We start from the raw sequence: 3,263 nt of genomic DNA, 5'->3' as shown, positions 1-3,263 counted from the left end.
CTGATGGACCTCAAACGGGACCCGACTGTTTCCGAAAATTCCTTCAAATCAGGCCAAAGCGAGGAAAGCGATGAAACTTCCCCGCTGGAAAACGAACTAACAAGCTCGGAAACGCCGGAAGCCGTGCTGGCCAGCAAGGAAATCGCGGAAATCATCAATGCCGCCATGGAGGCCCTGCCGGAGGAACTTCGTCAGGCCATCACCCTGCGTGAAATCGAGGGCTTGAGCTATGAAGAGATTTCCGAGGCCATGGATTGCCCCATAGGCACGGTGCGGTCCCGGATTTTCAGGGCGCGTGAAGCGATTTCACAGAAGGTGAAACCCCTGCTGGAAAACCAGAGCGGCAAGCGCTGGTGAGGCCGCAGCACCCAGGAGCCAATCATGAAGCCACGAAGCAAACCAGGTATTTTCAGCCCGTCACCACGGCAGCCCCGCTACCCCCGAACACCACGGACACCACGAACATCATGAAACCGTCTATGCAAACCAGCGAACTCATGTCCGCACTGGCCGATGGCCAGCTGGGCGGGGAAGACTTTGCGGCCGCGCTGCATGCCAGCCGGCACGATGATTCGGCCGTGGCCTGCTGGGACACCTATCACCTGATCGGCGATGCGTTGCGATCGCCTTCACAGGGCCTGCGCGGCGTGGATACGGCATTTTTGAGCCGCCTGAACCAGCGCCTGGCGCAGGAAGCCTCGCCGGGTGCGCAGTCCCGTCCCGCCCAGCCGGCCGTCCAGGGTTTGCCCCTGGTACTGCCTCCTCACCGCAGCCAGGCTTCCAACGACGGAGAATTCCGCTGGAAGCTGGTGGCGGGTTTCGCGTCGCTCGCGGCGGTGTCCGCCATTGCGTGGAACGCCGCCGGCCTGCTGTCGCCCCCCGCCGCGCCGCAACTGGCCCAAGCGCCTGCCTCCTCCCAGCAGGTGGTGGTCGCTTCGCCGCAAGGCCCCATGGTGCGCGATGCGCGGCTTGAAGAACTGCTGGCCGCGCACAAGCAGCTGGGCGGCACCTCGGCCCTGCAGGAGCCCTCGGGCTTCCTGCGCAATGCCACTTTTGAGACCCCTCGCAATGCCGGGCGCTGAACGCGCGCTGCGCCGCGACCGGGCTTTGGCGACACCATGAACCTCAAGCTTCTTCGTCTTCTCGCCCTGGCAGGATGCACGTTGCCGGCCATGGGGCACGTGGCGGCGCAGGCCTCGCCTCCTGCGGCATCGGCCGTGGAATCCCGCAGCATCAACGACTGGCTGATGCGCATGCATGAGGCCTCCAGGAAGCGTTCCTATATCGGCACCTTTGTGGTCTCGTCGGGCGGCGCCATGTCCAGCGCCAAGATCTGGCATGTCTGTGAAGGCGACCAGCAGATGGAACGGGTCGAAACGCTGACCGGCGCGCCGCGCTCCATCTTCCGCCACAACGACCAGGTGGTCACCTTCATGCCCGACCACAAGGTGGTCCGCAGTGAAAAGCGCGAGTCGCTGGGCATGTTCCCGCAACTGCTGCAATCGACCGACAGCCGCATCGCCGATTTCTACAAGGTCAAGCAGGAGGGCACCGATCGCGTGGCCGGCGTCGAAGCCGACATCGTGCTGCTGGTGCCCAAGGACAGCATGCGCTTCGGCTACCGTGTCTGGACCGAGCAGAAAAAGGGCCTGGTCGTGAAGCTGCAGACACTGGACACCGATGGCAAGGTGCTGGAGCAGGCGGCGTTTTCCGAACTGCAGCTCGACGCGCCGGTCAAGATGGACAAGCTGCTCCAGATGATGGGCAAGGTCGAGGGCTACCGCGTGGAAAAACCGGTCCTGGTGAAGACCTCCGCGAGTGCTGAAGGCTGGGTGCTGAAGGCGCCGGTGGCGGGTTTCAAGCCCATGAGCTGCTACAAGCGGCCGGTGACGGCCAGCCCGGCGCCCGGCGAGGAGCCCCTGCAATGGATTTTTTCCGACGGCCTGGCCTCGGTCTCCATTTTTGTAGAGCCTTTCGACCGGCAACGCCATGAGCGCGAATCCAGCCTGTCGATGGGCGCCACCCAGACCATCACCCGGCAACTGGACGCCTACTGGGTCACCGTCATGGGCGAAGTCCCCATGGCAACGCTGAAGCTCTTTGCCAACGGCCTGGAGCGCAGGAAATAATATGCCCCTGGCGTTCCGGCGGCCGGCTCTTTCCGGCGGCGGCCTGGATGGCCTGATGACCAAATTTTTGACGAGGCTGACGATGCTTGAACTGAACTGGAATCCCCTGCGCTCCTGCCTGACTGCCGGCCTGGTGGCCGCCGCTGCCGTCGCCACACTGGTGCCGGCAGCCCCTGCTTGGGCGCAAAACCGCACATTGCCTGACTTCACCGATCTGGTGGAGCAGGTGGGCCCGTCGGTGGTCAACATCCGCACCCTGGAAAAAGCCAAGCCTTCCGCCGGCGGAAGCGCCGACGAGCAGATGCTGGAGTTTTTCAAGCGCTTCGGCATTCCGGTTCCGCCCAACATGCCGCGCACCCCCCGGCCCGACCGCGGTCAGCCCGACGAAGACCAACCGCGCGGCGTGGGTTCCGGCTTCATCCTGACGGCGGACGGCTTCGTCATGACCAATGCCCATGTGGTCGAGGGCGCCGACGAGGTCCTCGTCACCCTGACGGACAAGCGTGAATTCAAGGCCAAGATCATCGGCGCCGACAAGCGCAGCGACGTGGCCGTGGTCAAGATCGAGGCGACGGGTTTGCCGGCCGTCAAGATCGGCGACATCAACCGCCTCAAGGTGGGTGAATGGGTGATGGCCATCGGCTCGCCCTTCGGCCTTGAAAACACCGTGACCGCGGGCATCGTGAGCGCCAAACAGCGCGACACCGGCGACTACCTGCCTTTCATCCAGACCGACGTGGCCATCAACCCCGGCAATTCCGGCGGCCCCCTGATCAACATGCGTGGTGAAGTCGTCGGCATCAACAGCCAGATCTACTCGCGCTCCGGCGGCTTCCAGGGAATTTCCTTTTCCATCCCCATCGACGAGGCCGCGCGCGTATCCGACCAGCTGCGCAGCACCGGCAAGGTGACGCGGGGCCGTATCGGCGTGCAGATCGACCAGGTCACCAAGGAGGTGGCGGAATCCATAGGCCTGGGCAAGGCGCAGGGTGCTCTGGTCCGCGGGGTTGAAGGCGGCGCACCTGCGGAAAAAGCCGGCATCGAAGCCGGCGACATCATCATCAAGTTCGACGGCAAGGCCATTGAGAAATCCAGCGACCTGCCGCGCATGGTCGGCAATGTGAAGCCCGGCAC

The 3,263-nt window shown here is 64.0% G+C and carries 4 protein-coding genes; all 4 read left to right on the top strand.

Annotation, left to right across the window (positions count from 1 at the left end; all coding sequences use genetic code 11):
- Positions 1 to 357, top strand: a 357-nt coding sequence (locus AC1D0P_RS23615) for a sigma-70 family RNA polymerase sigma factor (RefSeq protein ID WP_477678966.1), incomplete at its 5' end; no start/stop codon positions are given.
- Positions 358 to 497: 140 nt separating this feature from the next.
- Positions 498 to 1,082 carry a sigma-E factor negative regulatory protein gene (locus AC1D0P_RS23610; protein WP_477678965.1) on the top strand — a complete coding sequence of 195 codons (585 nt, stop codon included), beginning with the start codon at positions 498 to 500 and terminating at the stop codon, positions 1,080 to 1,082.
- A gap of 36 nt (positions 1,083 to 1,118) precedes the next feature.
- Positions 1,119 to 2,129 carry a MucB/RseB C-terminal domain-containing protein gene (locus tag AC1D0P_RS23605; protein ID WP_477678964.1) on the top strand — a complete coding sequence of 337 codons (1,011 nt, stop codon included), beginning with the start codon at positions 1,119 to 1,121 and terminating at the stop codon, positions 2,127 to 2,129.
- An 82-nt stretch (positions 2,130 to 2,211) separates the two neighbouring features.
- A partial coding sequence (locus tag AC1D0P_RS23600) for a Do family serine endopeptidase (RefSeq protein ID WP_477678963.1) occupies positions 2,212 to 3,263 on the top strand: 1,052 nt, incomplete at its 3' end.

The sequence above is a fragment of the Polaromonas sp. P1_G2 genome (genome assembly GCF_056405515.1).
Note: the sequence above shows the minus strand (reverse complement) of the source record. Positions and strands in the feature narration are given on the sequence as shown.

Coding starts and splice junctions, on each gene's coding strand:
- AC1D0P_RS23605 (WP_477678964.1), top strand. CDS start 1,119: ATGAACCTCAAGCTTCTTCGTCTTCTCGCCCTGGCAGGATGCACGTTG.
- AC1D0P_RS23610 (WP_477678965.1), top strand. CDS start 498: ATGTCCGCACTGGCCGATGGCCAGCTGGGCGGGGAAGACTTTGCGGCC.